The organism is Chryseobacterium sp. SIMBA_028 (assembly GCF_046535285.1).
Taxonomy (GTDB): Bacteria; Bacteroidota; Bacteroidia; order Flavobacteriales; family Weeksellaceae; genus Chryseobacterium.
This window is the reverse complement of the sequence record NZ_JAWRWZ010000554.1, coordinates 1-255: the sequence shown is the minus strand read 5'-3', so window position 1 is coordinate 255 and position 255 is coordinate 1. Positions and strand designations below refer to the sequence as shown.

At 66.7% G+C, this 255-nt stretch carries 1 protein-coding gene; it reads left to right on the top strand.

The genetic code is table 11. The features are described from left to right. Positions 1–20: 20 nt before the first annotated feature. The coding region (locus SCA31_RS24475) for a hypothetical protein (protein WP_410699574.1) at positions 21–255 on the top strand (235 nt) is incomplete at its 3' end.

Genomic DNA, 255 nt, shown 5'->3' with positions numbered 1-255 from the left:
AGGCCCGCCTGCAGGAAACTTTGGCAGAGGAGACGGTGCACGCAGTAGTGGCAGCTCTCCTGCCCGTCCGAGGCCTCACTGTTGAAGCCTTGGCCGGCGTTCTTGCCGAGTGCGCCTCCCGGGCCGGGAAACCGGTGGGGGCCGCATTCACGGGCATCCTTGATCCCTCGATCCAGGTGGAAGGCTTGGTCGGGGGCGAAGGAGGGACCTACCTGCCGTGTTATTCCAGCGCCGGGACCGCTGTTGCGGCGCTTG